The organism is Candidatus Rokuibacteriota bacterium (assembly GCA_016188005.1).
Lineage (GTDB): Bacteria > Methylomirabilota > Methylomirabilia > Rokubacteriales > CSP1-6 > UBA12499.
This window is the reverse complement of record JACPIQ010000120.1, coordinates 60484-77296: the sequence shown is the minus strand read 5'-3', so window position 1 is coordinate 77296 and position 16813 is coordinate 60484. Positions and strand designations below refer to the sequence as shown.

Genomic DNA, 16813 nt, shown 5'->3' with positions numbered 1-16813 from the left:
GAGTCGAAGTCGGCCGAGACGGAGCTCGACGTGGTCGAGGGCATGAAATTCGACCGCGGCTACCTCTCGCCCTACTTCGTGACCGACGCCGAGCGGATGGAGTGCGTGCTGGAGGACGCCCTCATCCTGATCCACGAGAAGAAGATCAGCGTGATGAAGGACATGCTGCCGCTGCTCGAGCAGGTGGCGCGCTCGGGCAAGCCGTTCCTCATCATCGCCGAGGACATCGAGGGTGAGGCGCTGGCGACGCTCGTGGTGAACAAGCTGCGCGGCACGCTGCACTGCGCGGCCGTGAAGGCCCCCGGCTTCGGCGACCGGCGCAAGGCCATGCTGGAAGACGTCGCCATCCTGACGGGCGGCAAGGCCATCACCGAGGACCTCGGCATCAAGCTCGAGAACATCAAGCTCGAGGATCTCGGCAAGGCCAAGAAGATCGTGGTCGACAGGGACAACACCACGCTCGTCGAGGGCGCCGGCAAGACGGCGACCATCGAGGGGCGGATCAAGCAGATCCGGACCCAGATCGACTATACGACCTCCGACTATGATCGCGAGAAGCTGCAGGAGCGGCTGGCGAAGCTGGCGGGGGGTGTGGCGGTGATCAAGGTGGGGGCGGCGACCGAGACCGCCATGAAGGAGAAGAAGGCGCGGGTGGAGGACGCGCTGAACGCGACGCGGGCGGCCGTGGAGGAGGGGATCGTGCCGGGCGGCGGCGTGGCGCTGCTGCGGGCCGCCGGAAGCATCGAAGCCCTGAAGCTCGAGGGTGACGAGAAGGTGGGCGCGAACATCGTCAAGCGCGCGCTGGAGGAACCCATCCGCCAGATCGTGGAGAACGCGGGGCTCGAGGGCAGCGTGATCGTCGAGAAGGTGAAGGCGGAGAAGGTGGCCACCCGCGGCTTCGACGCCGAGGGCCTGGAGTTCGTGGACATGATCCAGGCGGGGATCATCGACCCGACGAAGGTCGAGCGCGTGGCGCTGCAGAACGCCGCCTCGGTGGCGGGCCTGCTGCTGACCACGGAGGCGCTCGTGACCGATCTGCCCGAGGAGAAGCCTGCCGCGGCTCCGCCGATGCCGCACGGGGACATGTACTAGACCCGCGACTCGCGCGGGGAAGGGGCACGGCCCCTGCCGGGAACGGCAGGGGCCGTGTCTCTTTTTGTCCACGTCTTGACCGTCTCCGTGCAAGCGGTGTACGCAGGGAGACAGAGCGCCAGCGGGAGGCCGGGCGGGCCGGCTCCTCCTGATCGCCGCGGTGGGCGGCGCGCTTGCCTTGTGGCGGGGGCTCTGGTAACGTGAATCGCTTTCTGAATGGCGTCTTGCAGTGCCCAAGGGGGGTGAAGCCGCTGTACCCGTACGAGATCCTGATGATTTTTGATCCGCGACCCACCGACGAGGAGGTCGCGGCGCTCCTGACCCGGGTGCAGGAGAACCTCGCGACGCTGGGCGGGCAGCTCGGCAAGGTGGAGAACTGGGGCAAGCGTCGGTTGACGTACGACATCCGCAAGCAGCGCGAGGGGACCTACGCCGTCATCGAGGCCTCCGCCACCCCGGCGGTCGTGAAGGAGTTCGAGCGCCAGCTCAAGCTGAACGACCAGGTGCTGCGCTACGTCACGACCCGCGTCCCCGTGCGCAGGCGCGCGCGGTCCGTGCCGAAGCCGGAGGCCCCGGTCGCCGAGGAGGTCGTCTGATGGCGAGCCTCAACCGAGTCTTTCTCATCGGCAACCTCACGCGGCCGCCGGAGCTCCGCTACACGCCCAGCGGCAGCGCGGTGGCGGATCTGCGGCTCGCGGTCAACCGCCGCTACACCACGCAGAGCGGGGAGAAGCGGGAGGACACCTGCTTCCTCACCGTCGTGGTGTGGGGCAAGCAGGCCGAGAGCTGCGGGGAGTACCTGGACAAGGGCAGCCCGATCATGGTCGAGGGACGGCTCCAGACCCGCGACTGGGAGACGAAGGACGGGCAGAAGCGGAACGTCGTCGAGGTGGTGGCCGAGCGCGTGCAGTTCATGGGCCGGAGCAAGGCCCCGGCCGCGACGGGCGCGCCCGACGCCGTGGAACCACTCAGCGAGGGGGACGAGGACGTCCCCTTCTAGGAGGAACGAGCCATTCCCCCGATCAGCAAGCCAGCGAAGCGCCGCCGGTTCGGGCGGCGCAAGGTCTGCAAGTTCTGTGTCGACAAGGTCGATCTGATCGACTACAAGGACGTGCGGAGACTCAGGAACTTCGTCTCCGAGCGGGGCAAGATCACCCCGCGGCGTATCTCCGGAAGCTGCGCCCGGCACCAGCGCCAGCTGACCCACGCCATCCGGCGGGCGCGCACCATCGCGCTCGTCCCCTACACGGCAGAGTGAGGCCCGGGAGTCCGCGATGAAGATCATCCTCCTTGACGACGTGCCCAAGCTCGGCCGTCGCGGCGAGGTGCGGGACGTGGCGGATGGCTACGCCCGCAACTACCTCTTGCCTCACAACCTTGCGCTCAACGCCACTGCGGCCAACCTCAAGAACCTCGACTCCATCAAGGCGCGCCAGGAGAGCCGGGCCGCCACGCTGCGGGCGGCGGCCGAGGGGCAGGCGCAGGCCATCGAGGCGCTCACGTTCGCCCAGAGCCGGCAGGCCTCGGACGAGGGGCGGCTCTTCGGGTCGGTGGGCAAGGCCGACGTGGCCGCCTTCCTCGGCCAGCACGGGCTCGAGGTCGAGCGGCGCCGCATCGCGCTCGAGGAGCCCATCAAGGCCCTGGGCGAGTTCAGCGTCCCCATCCGCCTGCACGGAGACGTCACGGCTCACCTCAAGGTCATCGTCAGCCGGGAGTAGGCGTGGCGACGCTCGAGGATCTGCTCACCTCCAAGATCCCCCCGCACAGTCTGGAGGCGGAGCGGGCCGTGCTCGGCGCCATCCTGCTCGAGCGCGAGAGTCTCCCGAAGGCCGTCGAGCTTCTCCGGCCCTCCGACTTCTACAAGGAGGGCCACCGGAAGATCTTCGACACCATGATCGCCCTCTTCGAGCGGAACGAGCCGGTGGACCTCCTCACGCTCTCGGAGGAGCTGCGCCGCCGCAACGCGCTGGAGGAGATCGGCGGGCCGGCGGTCCTCGCGGCCCTCGTGGAGGAGGCCGCCACCGCCGCCCACCTGCTCGCCTATGGCGGCATCGTCCGGGAGAAGGCGCTCCTGCGGGACCTGATCCGCATCGCCACGGAGATCATCGGGCAGAGCTTCGCCGCCACCGACGACGTCGACAAGCTGCTCGACGACGCCGAGCGGCTCATCTTCCAGATCTCCGAGCGCCGCATGCAGGGCTCTGCCATCCCGGTGCGGGCCATCCTCAAGGACGCCTTCGAGCACATCGAGCGGCTGTACGAGCGGAAGGAGCATATCACCGGGCTCGCCTCCGGCTTCGACGAGCTGGACCGGCTGACCTCCGGCTTCCAGCCGAGCGACTTCGTCATCATCGCGGGGCGGCCCTCCATGGGCAAGACCGCCTTCGCCCTGAACGTCGCCAAGTACGCCGGCGTGGAGCAGCACAAGCGCGTGCTGGTGCTGAGCCTCGAGATGTCCAAGGAACAGCTGGTCCAGCGGCTCCTCTGCGCCGAGGCGCGCGTGGACTCCCACAAGGTGCGCACCGGCTACCTGGAGCCGCGGGACTGGACCCGCCTCACGCATGCGGCGGGGCGGCTCGCGGAGGCCCCCATCTACATCGACGACTCGCCGGCGCTGTCGGTGCTGGAGGCGCGGGCCAAGGCCCGGCGCCTCAAGGCGGAGCACGGCCTCGACGTCGTGGTGATCGACTACCTCCAGCTCATGCGCGGGCGCACCCCGGAGAACCGCCAGCAGGAGATCTCCGAGATCTCCCGCTCGCTCAAGGCGCTGGCCAAGGAGCTGACCGTGCCGGTCATCGCCCTGTCGCAGCTGTCGCGCGCCGTGGAGGCGCGGCAGTCGAAGGACTACCGGCCGCAGCTCTCCGACCTGCGCGAGTCGGGGGCGCTGGAGCAGGACGCCGACCTCATCCTGTTCGTGTACCGCCCGGAGCGGTACGGGCTGCAGTCCGAGGACGGCGAGAAGGTCGCCGAGCTCATCATCGGCAAGCAGCGCAACGGCCCCGTGGACACGGTCAAGCTGACCTTCATCTCCGAGTACGCCTCGTTCGAGCGGATGGCCCGGACCGAGCGGATGCCCCAGCCCTTCTGACGAAGCGGACCACGATTCTTGCGCCGGCGGCGACGCGGGCCGACGCGCCGATCCCGGAGTTTCGCGAAGGGCCGGGGCCGCGCCCCGTTGCTTGACAAGGGAGAGTCGGCCCTCTAGCGTAGGGCCTTCGGAGCCCCTCCGTGCGACTCAACGCCCTCAAGCAGCTCTTCGTCGGCCGGCCGCTGGCCACCGCGCAGGCGCGCCACGAGCGCCTCTCGAAGCGGACTGCGCTCGCCGTGTTCGCCTCCGACGCCCTGTCGTCCGTCGCGTACGCCACGGAAGAGATCCTGCTCGTCCTGGTGCTGGCCGGGACGGGGGCCCTCGGGCACTCCATCCCGATCGGTGTCGCCATCGCCCTGCTGGTGGTCGTGGTGGTGAGCTCGTACCGCCAGACCATCCTCGCGTACCCGCAAGGCGGCGGCGCCTACATCGTCACCAAGGACAACCTCGGCGCGCTGCCGAGCCTCGTGGCCGGGGGCGCGCTGCTCATCGACTATGTCCTGACGGTGGCCGTGAGCGTGGCCGCGGGGGTGGCGGCGGTGACCTCCGCCTTCCCGGCGCTCTACGGGTACCGCGTGGTGCTGGGCGTCCTGTGCATCGCGATCATCGCCACGGCGAACCTGCGGGGCATCAGGGAATCGGGCGCGCTGTTCGCGCTGCCCACGTATCTGTTCATCGTGAGCTTCGCCGGGATGCTGGCCTACGGTTTCATGGGGTGGATGCTCGGCTGGGCGGTGTCCGCGCCGGCGCCGACGCCGCCGGCGGCGGGCGGCGAGGGCATGCAGGCGGTGACGCTCTTCCTCGTCCTCCGGGCGTTCGCCGCCGGGTGCACGGCGCTGACAGGCGTCGAGGCCGTCTCCGACGGCGTGCCCGCGTTCAAGTCGCCCGAGTCCCGGAACGCGCGCACCGTCCTCGGGTACCTCGGCCTCATCCTCGTGGCCCTGTTCATGGGGATCACCTTCCTCGCCCATCACCACGGGATCGTCCCCAGGCAGGAGACGGTGGTCTCGCAGCTGGCGCGGCAGGTCTTCGGCGGCGGCCTCCTCTACTACGAGATCCAGGCGGTGACGATGCTGATCCTGGTCCTCGCGGCCAACACCTCGTTCGCCGACTTCCCCCGACTCGCGTATTTCCTGGCGCGCGACGGGTTCATCCCGCGCCAGTTCGGGACGCGCGGCGACCGCCTCGTGTTCTCCAATGGCATCCTGATCCTGGGCGGGACGGCCGCCCTGCTGATCGTGGTCTTCTCGGGCGACACCCATGCCCTGATCCCGCTCTACGCGGTGGGGGTCTTCATCTCCTTCACGCTCTCCCAGGCCAGCATGGTGCGCCGCTGGCTCACCCGCCGCGAGGAGGGGTGGTGGTGGCGCTGGTGGGTGAACGCCGTGGGCGCGTCCGTCACCGGGCTGGTGATGCTGGTGATCGCCGCCACCAAGTTCACCCACGGCGCCTGGATCGTCGTGTTCCTCATCCCGCTCCTCGTCGCGGTGTTCGTCATGATCCACCGCCACTACCAGCAGGTGGCCGGGCAGCTCTCCGTGGAGGGCTACGTCGCCCCGGCGCCCATGCACCACACGGTGCTGGTCCTGGTGGGCGATCTGCACAAGGGGGTGATCCAGGCGCTGCAGTACGCCCAGACACTGTCGCCGTCGGCGAAGGCGGTGTACGTGGAGCTGGACCCGGAGAAGACGCGGCGCCTCGAGGAGAAGTGGGGGAAGTGGGGGTGCGGGCTGCCGCTGGTGGTGCTGACCTCGCCCTACCGGTCGCTGCTGACGCCCTTCCTCGCGTACCTCGACCACCTGCTGGCCCACGGCGAGAACCACATCGTCACGATCATCATCCCCGAGTTCATCCCCGCCCGGTGGTGGCAGCACCTGCTGCACAACCAGACGGCGCTCCTCATCAAGGGGGCGCTCCTGTTCCGGAAGAACGTGGTGGTCACCGACGTGCCGTACCACCTCTCCCGGTGACGGCGCTCACTCGCCGGTGAACCGCGGCGTCCGCTTCTCGGCGAGCGCCCGGACCCCTTCCGCGAAGTCGCGGGTGGCGAAGCAGGCGATCTGCGCCTCCACGGTGGCGGCCAGCTCCGCCTGGAAGGTCGAGGCGAGGCCGCGGTCGAGCGCGGCCTTGGCGGCGGCGATGGCGCGCGCCGGCCCCCGGGCGAGGCTCAGGGCGAGCTCCTCGGCGGCGCGGGGCAGGTCCGGCGGCATGACCACCTTGTTCACGAGGCCGATGCGGAGCGCCTCCCGGGCGTCGATGATCTCGCCGGTGAGGACGAGCTCCGTGGCCCTGCCGAGCCCCACGAGCCGGGGCAAGAGGAACATGCCGCCGAGCGCCGGGATGCAGCCGAGCGTGATCCAGACCTCGCCGAAGCGCGCCTTCTCCGACGCGATCCGGAAGTCGCACGCCACGGCGATCTCGCAGCCGGCGCCCACGGCCGCGCCGTTGACGGCGGCGATCACGGGCTTGGTCATGGCGCGGATGAGCCGCGGCACCCGCTGGAACGCCCCGTAGACCACCTCCCGGGCGCGCCCCTCGGGCATGCCCGGGAGCGCCTGGAGCAAGGCCAGGTCGCCGCCCGCCGAGAAGGCGCTGCCCGCGCCGGTGATCACCACGGCGCGGGTGTCCCGGTCGGCGGCCGCCTCCTCCAGGCGGTCGGCCAGGGCGCCCATCACCTCCACGGTGAGCGCGTTGAGCGAGTCGGGACGGTTGAGCGTGAGGGTCTGCACTCCATCGGACCGGGCGACGAGGACGGCATCGGGCATGGCGCGCACCTCGCAGTGAGAGTGCCCCCACCATACGCGAGGCCCGGAGACAGACGCAACCCGCGCGCGCCGTTCCCCTCGCGGCGGGCCTCTGGTACACTGAATTCCCGCGATGGAGGCCACCCTTGCTGCCCGCGGACCGCTGGACGTGGCTCGCACGCTTGCCCGGTTTCACCTCTGGGGCGAGGATCCGGCGAACAGCCTGGGCGACGGGGTCTTCCGGCGCGCGGTGCGGGTCGGCGGGCGCTGGTACGGCTACGAGCTACGCTGGGCCGGCGGCCCGGACGACGCGCGGGTGACGCTCCGGCTCCCCGGGGCGCGGAGCGCCCGGGCCCTGGACGCGGCGGTCGCCGAGGCCCGGCAGCTCTGCGGGCTCGAGCTGGATCTACCGGCGTTCTACCAGGCCGCGCGCCGCGATCCGGTGCTCGGCGCGCTGGTGCCGCGGCTCTACGGGCTCCGGCCCACGCTGATGCCGCAACCGCTCGAGATGCTCGTGGGGGCGGTGTGCGCCCAGCAGGTGAATCTGCGGTTCGCCTTCACGGTGCGCGCCCGGCTGGTGCGGGGCTTCGGCACGCCCGTGGCGGTGGGCGGCCACACCGTCTACGCCTTCCCGGACGCGGAGCGGCTGGCGCGCGCGCAGGTCAGACAGCTCCGGGCCATGCAGTTCACGGGGCGGAAGGCCGAGTACATCATCGGTCTGGCCCGCCAGGTCGCCTCCGGCGCGCTCGACCTGGATGCCCTGCGCGGGCGCCCCAACGGAGAGGTGATGAGCACGCTGACGGCGATCCGGGGATTCGGGCGGTGGACGGCGGAGTGGTTCCTGGCGCGCAGCCTGGGGCGCGGGGACGTCTGCCCGGCGGGGGACCTCGCGGTGAGGAAGGCCTTCGCCCACTTCTTCGGCCGCGGCCGGCTCCCGAGCGAAGCGGCTGTCCGCCGCCGCGCGGCGGCGTGGGGAGGCCATCAGAACCTGGCGGTGCACTATCTCCTGGCCGGGCAGCGGCTCGCCGGCGCGACTGCCGGAGGCGGGACATGACGATCAAGCGGGGCCTGCCCATCCTGGGGCAGCCGAATCCGGAGCAGCCGCGGGACGTGCATCTGGTCGGCCGCTACGCGCTCGGCATCACCTGGGCGGACAGCCACTCGAGCATCTACCCCTTCGACCGGCTGCGGCTGGACGATCCGGCGCTCGCCGGCTCGCCGCCGCCGGCGCTCACGGAGGCCATGACGTGGCCGCGGGAGATCAAGAAGCTCCCGGATGCCCTGCGCGTCACCTGGTCGGACGGAGGCCAGAGCCTCTACCCGTACTCGCAGCTCCGCGCGCGGTGTGGCTGCGCCGGCTGCACGGGCGGCCACTAGTGCCCGGGACGGCAACTGCGGGCGCGACGCACCGGGGCCTCGTGCTGGCCGGGGTGATGGGCGCGGTGTTCCTCGGGGCGATGGAGTCCACGGTGGTCGCGACCGCGATGCCGACGGTCGTCGCCAGCCTCGGAGGCATCCGGATCTACTCCTGGGTGTTCTCCGGCTTCCTCCTGGCCTCCACGGTCACCATGCCGATCTGGGGGCGCCTGGCCGACCTCATCGGCCGCCGGCGGACCTACCTGGCCGGCTTCGCCCTCTTCCTGGTCGGTTCGGCCCTCTCCGGGTTCGCCCAGAGCATGGGCCAGCTCATCGCCTTTCGCGCCGTGCAGGGGCTGGGCGCGGGCTCGCTGATCACGCTGGGCATGACCATCATCGGCGACCTCTACGATCTCGAGCGCCGGGCGAAGATGCAGGGGTACTTCTCCGGAGTCTGGGGGGTGGCCTCCCTCGTGGGCCCGCTGCTCGGCGGCTTCCTGGCCGACACGGTGTCCTGGCGGTGGGTCTTCTACATCAACGTGCCCTTCGGGCTCCTGGCCGCCGGCGCCATCGGCTGCGGGCTCCGCGGCGAGGGGCGCTCGCCCCGGCCCGTGGTGTTCGACCACGCGGGGACGCTGCTCTTCGCCGGCGCCATCTCCGCCCTGCTGATGGGACTCGTGGAGGCGGGACGCGGGGCCTCGTGGACGCAGGGGTCCGTCCTGGCGCTGCTCGCCGCCTCCGCGGTGCTGCTCGCCGGCTTCCTCCTGGTGGAGCGGGGCGCGGCCGAGCCCCTCATCCCCCTCGGGCTCTTCGCAAACCCGATGGTCCGCGCCGCCTCGGCCACCGGATTCCTCTCCGGGATGGCCATGTTCGGGGCCATCGCCTACATTCCCCTCTTCCTGCAGGCCGTGATCGGGAGCACGGCGACCCAGGCCGGCTTCGTGCTCACGCCCTTCATCCTGGGGTGGGTCGCGTTCTCCATCCTCGGCGCGCGCCTGGTCCTGCGGGTCGGCTACCGCGGCGTCGTCCTGGCCGGCATGGCGGTCCTCACCCTCGGCTTCCTCCTGTTCGCCGGCTGGAGCGCGTCCCTCACCCGGCTGACCGCCGCCCGGGACATCGTGCTGGCCGGGATCGGCATGGGGCTCGTCTTCGTGCCCATGCTGATCGCGGTGCAGAACGCCGTGCCGCGCCCGCTCCTGGGCTCCGCCACCTCCGTCGTCTCGTTCTTCCGGTCCATCGGGGGCACGGTGGGCGTGGCCGTGATGGGGGCGGTGATGGCGCACCGGCTGCACACGGAGCTCGCGGGGTTGCTGGCCGCGGCGCCGCCGCCGCTGCAGGAGGGGCTGCGGCGCGTGGTCGAGCATCCCGACCTGATCGTGAACCCCATGAGTCGCGCGGGGCTCGGCGCGGAGGTGCTGCTGCAGATGCGGCCGGCCATGGCCTCCGCGGTGGGCGGCGTCTTCACCGTGGGGCTCGCAGTGTGCGTCGCGGCGCTCGCGTCCGCCTTCCTCGTTCCCGCCGGGCAGGCCAAGGACCTGGCGGTGGCCCAGGAGCCGGCGGCTCCCTCGGGGCCGTGACGACCATGGCCGGGGATGTCCCGCTCCTCGAGCGTCTGGCCGGGCTGCCGCCGGTGTCCATCGCGGAGCTGCGCGCGCTGCTCGCGGGCGGCGCCGTCCTGTCGAGGGACCCGCTGCTGGCCGGGTTCATCGGCGTGGACGAGGAGGGGGCGCCGGCCCTGCACCCCCTCGCCGCGGCGATGATCGAGCAGATCGAGCAGCGCCCGGACGCCACATGCTACACGGCGCTGATCGAGGCGCTCACCGGCGTCTGGAACGCCGCGGTCCGGGGCGCCGTCGTCGCGCGGCTCAAGGCGGGCGGGCTGCCCGCTGACGATCTGCTTCTCCGTCTCGAGGCCCTCTCGCCCACGCTCGGGTTCCAGGCGGAGAACCGGGAGTGGGCGAGGGCCTGGGTGGCTGATCCGACGGCCCAGGACGGCGCCCTCGTGCAGCAGTGCCTCGTCCGGCTGCTGCTCGCGCTGCGCGGCCTCGCGGAGGCGCGCGCCCGGGCGCTCACGGACCCTCCCGCCCCGTCCCGCGGGGCGTCCGCCAGCGAGGAGGCCCAGTGATGATCCACCTCCACGAGAAGAACGCCGAGCGGCAGCGCCTGAACGGCCTCGTGGCGCGGAGCCCCATGCAGGTGCCCGCGGCCTTCGGCGCGCTGGGCCGGCGCCTGTTCGCCGACGGCGCGCTCTCGAAGAAGCACAAGGAGCTGACGGCCCTGGCCGTGGCGGTGTCGCAGAACTGCTTCGACTGAATCGAGCACCGCGTGGAGGAGGTCCTCCACCAGGGCGCCACCGACGCGGAGATCGCCGAGACGCTGGACATCGGCGTGCTGATGGGCGGCACGCTGGCCATCAAGTCGGTCCGCCACGCCTTCGCGGTGATGGACGCGATCAGGGCGGGCGCCACGAACACGGGAGGGGCATGATGGCAGGGATTCCGGAGCCGTTCAAGGATCTGCTGGAGAAGAAGGCCTTCGCCAGCCTGGCAACCCTCGGGGCCGACGGCGCCCCGCAGGTGACCCCGGTGTGGTTCGACTGGGACGGGACCCACATCCGGGTCAACACGGCCCGGGGCCGCGTCAAGGACAAGAACCTGCGCCGGAACCCGCTCGTCGCCCTGGCCGTCATGGACCCGGACAACCCGTACCGCTACTTCCAGGTCAAGGGCCGGGTGGCCGAGATCACCGAGGCCGGGGCCGACGGCCACATCGACTCGCTCGCCAAGAAGTACCTCGGCCAGGACACCTACCCCTTCCGCCAGCCCGGCGAGGTCCGCGTCATCTACAAGATCGCGCCCCAGCGCGTGCAGACCATGGGGTAGGGGCAGGGAGAGCCCGGTGATCGCCCTCGAATCCGTGGCCAAGGCCTACGGCGGCCAGGAGCTCCTCCGCGACTGCTCCTGGCGCATCGTCAGCGGCGAGCGCATCGGGCTGGTCGGGCCCAACGGCGCCGGGAAGACCACGCTGTGCCGCATCCTGGCCGGCGTCGAGGAGCCCGATGCCGGCCGGGTCCACCGCGACGGCGGCGTCTCGGTGGGCTACCTGCCGCAGGAGGCGGGGGGGAGCGGGGGCGAGCACACGGTGCTCGCGGAGGCGCTGTCCGGCTTCGACGAGGTCTGGCAGCTCGAGGAGGCGCTCGAAGATCTCGCCGCCCGCATGGCGCACCCGGACGCCGATCCGGCGCTCACCGACCGCTACGGCGAGATCCAGCACCGCTTCGAGGCCCTGGGCGGGTACCGTCTCGAGGCCCAGGCCAAGGTGATCCTCGGGGGACTGGGCTTCGGACCGGATGCCGTCCACCGGACGCTGGAAGAGTTCTCCGGGGGCTGGCGGATGCGCGCGGCGCTGGCCCGGCTGCTCCTGCTCCGCCCTGCCCTGTTGCTCCTCGACGAGCCCACCAACCACCTCGACCTGGAGTCGCTCCAGTGGCTGGAGGGCTTCCTCGCCGCCTATGACGGAAGCGTCGTGATCGTCTCCCACGACCGCTACTTTCTCAACCGCATGGTGACCTCCATCGCCGAGCTCGCCGGCGGGCGCATCCAGGTCTACCCCGGCGACTACGACCACTTCCTGCTCGAGCGGGAGGCGAGGCAGGCGCTCATGGAAGCCCAGGCGCGCAACCAGGCCAGGCGCGTCGAGGAGATCGAGCGCTTCATCGAGCGCTTCCGCTACCAGGCGACCAAGGCCCGGCAGGTCCAGAGCCGCGTGAAGATGCTCGAGAAGCTCGAGCGGGTGGAGGTGGACGCGGCCGCGAGGAAGATCCACTTCAAGTTCCCCCAGCCTCCACGCACCGGGCGCGTCGTGGCGCGCCTGGCGGGTGTCTGCAAGGCCTACGGCGACAACGTGGTCTACGCCGGGCTCGACTTCCTGGTGGAGCGGGGCGAGCGGGTGGCGCTGGTCGGCATCAACGGCGCCGGCAAGTCCACCCTGCTCAAGATCCTGGCCGGCGTGCTCCCCTTCGAGCGCGGGGAGCGGGCGCTGGGCCAGCACGTCGAGGTCCACTACTACGCGCAGCACCAGCTCGACGCGCTCGATCCCGCCCGGACCGTGCTCGAGGAGATCACCGCGGCCGCCCCCGACGCCGCCCACAGCCGTCTCCGCGCCATCCTCGGCTCCTTCCTCTTCGGCGGGGACGCCGTGGACAAGCGGGTGTCGGTCCTGTCGGGCGGCGAGAAGGCCCGCCTGGCCCTGGCCAGGATGCTCGTCCGGCCCGCCGCGCTCCTCTGCATGGACGAGCCCACCAACCACCTCGACCTGGCCTCGAAGGAAGTGCTCGAGGAGGCGCTGGCCGCCTTCGCCGGGACGATCGTCTTCATCTCCCACGACCGGTACTTCATCAACCGCATCGCGACCCGGGTGGTCGAGGTCCGGGCCGGGCGCCTCGCGAGCTTCCTCGGGAACTACGATGACTACCTCTCCCGCAAGTCGGCCACCGGGGAGAAGGCGCCGGCTCCCACCCCTCAGCCAGGACGCGGCCGCGCGGCCGCGCCCGCCCCCGAGGCCGCTCCGGCGGCCCGCCCGCGCAGCCCGAAGCGGAAGAGCCTCGAACGCGAGCTCAGGGACATCCAGGCGCGCCTGGCGGCCGTCGAGACCCAGATCGGCGAGATGGAAGCCCGCCTCCGGGAGATCGGGCTGGCCCTGGCCGACCCGGATCTCTACCGCGACGGTGCCCGGGCGCGCGAGATCGCCAAGTCGCGCCGGGAGACCGAGGAGCAGGTGGCCTGGCTGATGAAGGAGTGGGAGGAGCTGTCCGCGCGCCTCTCCTCGACCGTCGAGGGGCCGTGATGCCAGCCCAGCGCTTCACCCCGGTGGCGTCCGAGGCCGACCTCAAGCGCGAGAAGGCGCGCGCGCGGGAGCTGCGCCAGAGCACGTGGTGGAAGCGGCGCATCGCCGACGGCGTCTGTCACTACTGCGGGCGCCGGGTGGGCCCGAGGGCCCTCAGCGCGGACCACATCGTGCCCCTCGTCCGCGGCGGCAAGTCGGTGCGGGGAAACCTGGTGCCCGCCTGCAAGGACTGCAACTCGAAGAAGCAGTCGCTCCTGCCGTGGGAGTGGGAGGCCTGCCTCCGCGAATTCGCCCGCCCGGCGGACGAGTGACGCGACGCACGCGCGCCGTCGTGAGGCGCGCGCACGGCGGCACGACGCTGGTGGCCGTCCTGGCACTCCTGATCGCCTTGGTCGGGGCGACGGGGGGCGCGGCGCATGCCCTCATCGAGCGCACGGACCCCCGCGCCGGGAGCGCGCTGCGCACCCCGCCACGCGAGGTGCGGCTCTGGTTCACGGAGGCGCTCGAGCCGGCGTGGAGCCGCCTCGAGGTGGTCGGCGAAGACGGGCGCCGGGTGGACCGGGGCGACGGCCGGATCGACCGCTCCGCGCCGAAGCTCTTCCGCCTCTCGCTCCAGCCGCTCCTGCCCGGAGCCTACACCGTGCGCTGGCGTGTCGTCTCCGTGGACAGCCACGTGAGCGAGGGCCGCTTCACCTTCCGCGTCGCGCCCTGACCGCTGTATCCTCCCGTCCCCACGCGTCGTGTATCGCATTCTGGACATTGACGGCTCGTCCCCGCCGGAGTGAAATCGCGTCCACCGAGGCGTCTCATCATCCACTCACCACCGAGGAGGAGGCCATGACGTTGCGGACGGGATGGATCGCGATGGTGCTGCTGGCGGTGTCGTGTGCGCTGGTCCCGGGGGTCGTCGCGGGCCCCGAGGACAAGGCGGGCAGGGGCGAGGCCAAGGTCAACATCAACGAGGCGTCGAAGGCGCAGCTCATGAAGCTCGCGGGCGTGGGGGCGGGCGTAGCCGAGCGCATCATCGCCTTCCGCCAGGCCCATGGGCCGTTCAAGCGGGTGCAGGACCTCGGGAAGGTCGAGGGCGTGGGGCGCGGCGTTCTCGAGAAGAACCAGGGCCGGCTCAGCGTGAAATGAAAAAACCTTTCGGGCGATGCCCGGCTCATGTAAGATTCGGGCGAAATCGGTCGGAGCTCACACAGGCTCCCCTGGCGTCCCCGCGGGCAATCCCGCCAGCAGCGACGTGGCCGAGCCTCGCGCCGGGAGTCGGCGTCCGGTGCGCGGTGATGGGTCCTGGGCCCTCAGCCGGGCCGCGCCGAGAAAGGGAGGTGATCCAGCCGATGTGTACCCCTACGGTGATCTGTGAGGTGGTCACCTCCTAAGGCCCGGCAGTAAGCTGTTGAAGGTGGCCCTGGAGGACCCAGGACCCACCGGCCCCGACGGCCCCGCTTTTCACCAGCGGGGCGGCTCAGCACCCCCGAAGCCGCAAACGCCGTCGGGGCTCCTTTTTCCGCAGCACTGCCGCCCGACAAAGAAAACGGCCCGCCGGAAGGTCCGGCGGGCCGTCGAATGGTTCGCGCCGGTCCTACATCTTCCTCACGTTGGAAGCCTGGAGCCCCTTCGGGCCCTTGGTGACCTCGAATTCCACCTTGTCACCCTCGGCCAGGCTCTTGAAGCCCTGGGCCTGGATGGCGCTGTAGTGGACGAAGACGTCCTCCCCGCCCTCGACCTGGATGAAGCCGTACCCCTTCGCGTCGTTGAACCACTTGACCGTGCCTTGTGCCATACCTCGATTCCCTCTCTCCTTGAGCGGGGGTGATCCGCCCACGAAATCCCCGGACCACCATGGCCGGGGTCTCCCCCGAGATCGGGGGGAAACAAAAAGAGCGCCTACGAGGACTCGCGTCCTCACGGCGCTCGCGCCCTTCAGGACCGACCAGCTTCGTTCGCGTGCGGATCAAGCGACACGTCAGCGGTACCCGAAAACCGCCGCTACCTTACCAACCCCCTCGAAGGCCTGTCAAGGCTGTTCTTCACCCGCGCCGATGCCGGATGCCTTCGGAGGCATGAAAATGGCCGGGCCCCCTCGCGGGGGCCCGGCCGTCCGTTTTCGCGCTGGGGATGCTGTCAGGCCTTCCGCACGTTGGAGGCCTGGAGCCCCTTCGGGCCCCGGGTCACCTCGAACTCCACCCTATCGCCCTCGGCCAGGCTCTTGAAGCCCTGGGCCTGGATGGCGCTGAAATGTACGAAGACGTCCTCGCCACCCTCCTGGGAAATGAAGCCGTACCCCTTCGCGTCGTTGAACCACTTCACCGTACCCTGTGCCATGGACCACTACCCTTTCTTCTGAGGCTTGCGCCTCGGTGATACCCCGCCACCATGGCGGGGGGCCCTCCGACAATGGAGGACAAACAGAAACGCCGCTGGGCTTGAGGCCCCCGCGGCGTTGATCTCGACTTTCGCGTCTTCGTGCCCGCTACCAATCGGCTGACCGGATGAACCTAGAACCGCACCTCACTTTACAAGCGCACCGCCCCGCTGTCAAGCGGTATTTCCGCCCGATGCGTCCATGTGGGACGCGTGTTGACACATCTTCCGGAGGCATGCTATACCCGCTCGCGGGAACCGGCCAAATCAAGGAGATACCACCATGAAACGCTTCCTGCCCGTTGCGCTGTCCCTCTCGCTTCTCGTCGCCTGGTCCGCGGCTCCTGCCGCGGCGCAGTACAAGCCCGAGTTCAAGAACAGTCTGGTGGTGGGCCCGACGGGCCCCTGGGGGGAGGCGGCGACGAGGTTCGCCGATCTCCTCAAGGAGCGCACGCAGGGCCGGATCAACGTCAAGAACTACTTTGCCGGCCAGCTCTTCGCCGGCAAGCAGACCAACGAGTTCACGCTGCTGAACCAGGGGGTGGCCGACTTCGCGCTCGGCTCCACCATCAACTGGTCGCCGCAGGTCAAGGAGCTCAACCTCTTCGCGATGCCCTTCCTGTTCGCCGGCTCCTACAAGGCGCTGGACGCGGTGGAGAGCGGGGAGCCCGGGCAGAAGCTCTTCAAGCTCGTCGAGGCCAAGGGCGTGCTCCCGCTGGCCTGGGGGGAGAACGGCTTCCGCCAGATCACCAACTCCAAGCGTCCGGTGCGCAAGCCCGGGGACATGGATGGGCTCAAGGTGCGGGTGGTGGGCTCGCCGATCTTCATCGACACCTTCCGGGCGCTGGGCGCCAACCCGATCAACATGAACTGGGGCGATGCCCAGACCGCCTTCCAGCAGGGCACGGTGGACGGCCAGGAGAACCCCGTCGTGTCCGTCATCTTCCCGTACAAGCTCTGGACGGTGCACAAGAACATCTCCCTGTGGAGCTACGCCATCGATCCCCTGATCCTCGGCGTGTCGAAGATCACCTGGGAGAGCCTGACGCCCGCCGACCGCGACATCGTCAAGAAGACGGCGCTGGAGGTGATGGCCTGGCAGAAGAAGGGGGCGCGCGCGGGGCTCGAGGGCTCCACGGAGGCCGTCGAGACACTCAAGAAGAACGGCATGGAGGTGGTCACGCTGTCGCCGGCCGAGCTGGCCGCCTTCAGGACGAAGACCAGGCCCGTCTACGACAAGTGGGTGACCGAGGTCGGGGCCGACCTGGTCAAGTCGGCCGAGACGATCGTCGCCCGGACGAAGTAGGCGCGCGAGCCCGCG

General features: G+C 70.6%; 22 protein-coding genes. 19 read left to right on the top strand and 3 right to left on the bottom strand.

Translation table 11 applies throughout. The features are described 5' to 3' along the window. From groEL to HYV93_23370, 7 genes are all read left to right on the top strand, one after another. Positions 1–1092, top strand: a 1092-nt coding sequence (gene groEL / locus HYV93_23400; GenBank protein ID MBI2528915.1) for a chaperonin GroEL, incomplete at its 5' end; no start/stop codon positions are given. Between the two features lie 242 nt (positions 1093–1334). Continuing rightward, entirely contained in the window at positions 1335–1688 is a 354-nt protein-coding gene (rpsF, locus tag HYV93_23395) for a 30S ribosomal protein S6 (protein ID MBI2528914.1), read from the top strand. After that, positions 1688–2092, top strand: coding sequence for a single-stranded DNA-binding protein (locus HYV93_23390; protein ID MBI2528913.1), 405 nt, complete (start codon positions 1688–1690; stop codon positions 2090–2092). Before rpsF ends, HYV93_23390 begins: the two co-directional genes overlap by 1 nt. A gap of 21 nt (positions 2093–2113) precedes the next feature. Beyond that, positions 2114–2350, top strand: coding sequence for a 30S ribosomal protein S18 (locus HYV93_23385; GenBank protein ID MBI2528912.1), 237 nt, complete (start codon positions 2114–2116; stop codon positions 2348–2350). Between the two features lie 16 nt (positions 2351–2366). Next, positions 2367–2810 (top strand): 50S ribosomal protein L9, encoded by a 444-nt coding sequence (locus tag HYV93_23380; GenBank protein MBI2528911.1) that lies wholly within the window; start codon positions 2367–2369, stop codon positions 2808–2810. A gap of 20 nt (positions 2811–2830) precedes the next feature. After that, positions 2831–4180 carry a replicative DNA helicase gene (gene dnaB, locus HYV93_23375; GenBank protein ID MBI2528910.1) on the top strand — a complete coding sequence of 450 codons (1350 nt, stop codon included), beginning with the start codon at positions 2831–2833 and terminating at the stop codon, positions 4178–4180. A gap of 140 nt (positions 4181–4320) precedes the next feature. Next, positions 4321–6150, top strand: a complete 1830-nt coding sequence (locus tag HYV93_23370) for an APC family permease (protein ID MBI2528909.1) — start codon at positions 4321–4323, stop codon at positions 6148–6150. A 6-nt stretch (positions 6151–6156) separates the two neighbouring features. Here HYV93_23370 and HYV93_23365 read toward each other — a convergent pair whose 3' ends face one another. Then, the gene (locus tag HYV93_23365) at positions 6157–6945 is read right to left on the bottom strand and encodes an enoyl-CoA hydratase/isomerase family protein (protein MBI2528908.1); all 789 of its coding nucleotides are present in this window, start codon (positions 6943–6945) and stop codon (positions 6157–6159) included. Between the two features lie 148 nt (positions 6946–7093). On the opposite strand from HYV93_23365, the gene HYV93_23360 reads away from it, so the two are divergent. The 11 genes from HYV93_23360 to HYV93_23310 all read left to right on the top strand — a co-directional run bounded on the left by HYV93_23360 (position 7094) and on the right by HYV93_23310 (position 14262). Continuing rightward, positions 7094–7978 carry a DNA-3-methyladenine glycosylase 2 family protein gene (locus HYV93_23360; GenBank protein ID MBI2528907.1) on the top strand — a complete coding sequence of 295 codons (885 nt, stop codon included), beginning with the start codon at positions 7094–7096 and terminating at the stop codon, positions 7976–7978. Further along, entirely contained in the window at positions 7975–8301 is a 327-nt protein-coding gene (locus tag HYV93_23355) for a DUF971 domain-containing protein (protein MBI2528906.1), read from the top strand. Before HYV93_23360 ends, HYV93_23355 begins: the two co-directional genes overlap by 4 nt. Further along, positions 8301–9857, top strand: a complete 1557-nt coding sequence (locus HYV93_23350; GenBank protein MBI2528905.1) for an MFS transporter — start codon at positions 8301–8303, stop codon at positions 9855–9857. Before HYV93_23355 ends, HYV93_23350 begins: the two co-directional genes overlap by 1 nt. After that, on the top strand, positions 9854–10405 hold the full coding sequence (locus HYV93_23345; GenBank protein ID MBI2528904.1) for a hypothetical protein: 552 nt from the start codon (positions 9854–9856) through the stop codon (positions 10403–10405). Before HYV93_23350 ends, HYV93_23345 begins: the two co-directional genes overlap by 4 nt. Next, entirely contained in the window at positions 10405–10593 is a 189-nt protein-coding gene (locus tag HYV93_23340) for a carboxymuconolactone decarboxylase family protein (protein MBI2528903.1), read from the top strand. The genes HYV93_23345 and HYV93_23340 overlap by 1 nt, the downstream gene beginning before the upstream one ends. Positions 10594–10605: 12 nt before the next feature. Then, on the top strand, positions 10606–10767 hold the full coding sequence (locus tag HYV93_23335; protein ID MBI2528902.1) for a hypothetical protein: 162 nt from the start codon (positions 10606–10608) through the stop codon (positions 10765–10767). Continuing rightward, positions 10767–11162, top strand: coding sequence for a PPOX class F420-dependent oxidoreductase (locus HYV93_23330; GenBank protein MBI2528901.1), 396 nt, complete (start codon positions 10767–10769; stop codon positions 11160–11162). The genes HYV93_23335 and HYV93_23330 overlap by 1 nt, the downstream gene beginning before the upstream one ends. 16 nt (positions 11163–11178) lie before the next feature. After that, positions 11179–13125, top strand: coding sequence for an ABC-F family ATP-binding cassette domain-containing protein (locus tag HYV93_23325; protein MBI2528900.1), 1947 nt, complete (start codon positions 11179–11181; stop codon positions 13123–13125). Further along, positions 13125–13436 carry an HNH endonuclease gene (locus HYV93_23320; protein MBI2528899.1) on the top strand — a complete coding sequence of 104 codons (312 nt, stop codon included), beginning with the start codon at positions 13125–13127 and terminating at the stop codon, positions 13434–13436. Before HYV93_23325 ends, HYV93_23320 begins: the two co-directional genes overlap by 1 nt. Then, a complete protein-coding gene (locus HYV93_23315; protein ID MBI2528898.1) occupies positions 13433–13837 on the top strand; it encodes a copper resistance protein CopC in 405 nt (134 codons plus the stop codon). Before HYV93_23320 ends, HYV93_23315 begins: the two co-directional genes overlap by 4 nt. Positions 13838–13962: 125 nt before the next feature. Next, positions 13963–14262, top strand: a complete 300-nt coding sequence (locus HYV93_23310) for a helix-hairpin-helix domain-containing protein (GenBank protein MBI2528897.1) — start codon at positions 13963–13965, stop codon at positions 14260–14262. Between the two features lie 448 nt (positions 14263–14710). On the opposite strand, the gene HYV93_23305 is transcribed toward HYV93_23310, so the two are convergent. Continuing rightward, positions 14711–14911, bottom strand: a complete 201-nt coding sequence (locus HYV93_23305; GenBank protein MBI2528896.1) for a cold-shock protein — start codon at positions 14909–14911, stop codon at positions 14711–14713. 341 nt (positions 14912–15252) lie between these two features. After that, entirely contained in the window at positions 15253–15453 is a 201-nt protein-coding gene (locus tag HYV93_23300) for a cold-shock protein (protein MBI2528895.1), read from the bottom strand. A 322-nt stretch (positions 15454–15775) separates the two neighbouring features. Here HYV93_23300 and HYV93_23295 point away from each other — a divergent pair, with 322 nt between their 5' ends. Continuing rightward, entirely contained in the window at positions 15776–16798 is a 1023-nt protein-coding gene (locus HYV93_23295; protein MBI2528894.1) for a DctP family TRAP transporter solute-binding subunit, read from the top strand. Positions 16799–16813: the final 15 nt, after the last annotated feature.

Coding starts and splice junctions, on each gene's coding strand:
- HYV93_23390 (MBI2528913.1), top strand. CDS start 1,688: ATGGCGAGCCTCAACCGAGTCTTTCTCATCGGCAACCTCACGCGGCCG.
- HYV93_23380 (MBI2528911.1), top strand. CDS start 2,367: ATGAAGATCATCCTCCTTGACGACGTGCCCAAGCTCGGCCGTCGCGGC.
- HYV93_23365 (MBI2528908.1), bottom strand. CDS start 6,945: ATGCCCGATGCCGTCCTCGTCGCCCGGTCCGATGGAGTGCAGACCCTC.
- HYV93_23355 (MBI2528906.1), top strand. CDS start 7,975: ATGACGATCAAGCGGGGCCTGCCCATCCTGGGGCAGCCGAATCCGGAG.
- HYV93_23340 (MBI2528903.1), top strand. CDS start 10,405: ATGATCCACCTCCACGAGAAGAACGCCGAGCGGCAGCGCCTGAACGGC.
- HYV93_23330 (MBI2528901.1), top strand. CDS start 10,767: ATGGCAGGGATTCCGGAGCCGTTCAAGGATCTGCTGGAGAAGAAGGCC.
- HYV93_23320 (MBI2528899.1), top strand. CDS start 13,125: ATGCCAGCCCAGCGCTTCACCCCGGTGGCGTCCGAGGCCGACCTCAAG.
- HYV93_23310 (MBI2528897.1), top strand. CDS start 13,963: ATGACGTTGCGGACGGGATGGATCGCGATGGTGCTGCTGGCGGTGTCG.
- HYV93_23305 (MBI2528896.1), bottom strand. CDS start 14,911: ATGGCACAAGGCACGGTCAAGTGGTTCAACGACGCGAAGGGGTACGGC.
- HYV93_23300 (MBI2528895.1), bottom strand. CDS start 15,453: ATGGCACAGGGTACGGTGAAGTGGTTCAACGACGCGAAGGGGTACGGC.
- HYV93_23295 (MBI2528894.1), top strand. CDS start 15,776: ATGAAACGCTTCCTGCCCGTTGCGCTGTCCCTCTCGCTTCTCGTCGCC.